The organism is Stenotrophomonas sp. HMWF003 (genome assembly GCF_003061285.1).
Taxonomy (GTDB): domain Bacteria; phylum Pseudomonadota; class Gammaproteobacteria; order Xanthomonadales; family Xanthomonadaceae; genus Stenotrophomonas; species Stenotrophomonas maltophilia_AP.
The window spans coordinates 3,563-4,310 of the sequence record NZ_QAIW01000446.1; the positions used below are offsets into that span (position 1 = coordinate 3,563).

The 748-nt window shown below is 70.9% G+C and carries 1 protein-coding gene; it reads right to left on the bottom strand.

Annotated features, from left to right (window positions below; genetic code table 11):
• Nucleotides 1-46: 46 nt before the first annotated feature.
• The coding region (locus DBR34_RS19725) for a molecular chaperone (protein WP_258224167.1) at nucleotides 47-748 on the bottom strand (702 nt) is incomplete at its 5' end.

Here is a 748-nt window from a genome sequence, read left to right on the forward strand (position 1 = left end):
CGCGCACGGTGCCAGCGTCGCGGTGAGCAGCATCCGCATGCAGGCCTCAGCGAGCCGCAGGCGCGACGGGCAGCGGCGTCTGGGCCGACTCGCCATTGATCTTCGCCGAGAACGTGGCGCCTGCCAGGCGGGCCGCTGGAACATCCAGCGGCCAGCGCATGGTCTGTCCGCCAAGCACATAGCCGAGCAGGCCGGGGTGCACGATCTGCGGGCGATCCGCACTGCCCAGGCCGATATCGGCCAGTTGCGCGTAGCTGTTGCCGCTGTTGTGCACCTCCAGGGCCGGGCGCCCGTCATCCAGCCGCAGCAGACGGGCCTGCAGCGCGTGCTTGAGCGGGGCGTCGCCGGCGGGCTGGATGAACACCGGCATCGAATAGCGCAGCACGAACTGCATGCCGGTGCCCTGCGGCACCGCGCTGGGCAGTTCGTCCACCACCACCCGGTAAGCGCGTTGCGCGGCGGGCGGGGCAGGGTCGCTGCGCACCACCCGGATCAGCTGCTGCTGGCCGGCGGCCAGCGATTGCATGGGCGGGCTGACCTGCAGTTCCGTGGTGGGCAGAAGCTGGTCCTGGCCGCTGTCCTGGCGCCACTCGAACACCCGCACCTGCACCTGGACTGGTGCGGTGCCGCTGTTGGTGAGCCACAGCGCGTCAGCGTTCTGACGCGGCGTGAGCTGCAATGACGTAGGGGCGACCTGCAGGCTTGCGGCGGTGGCGCTCCCCATCAGCAGCCACAGCCAGCCAAGGGC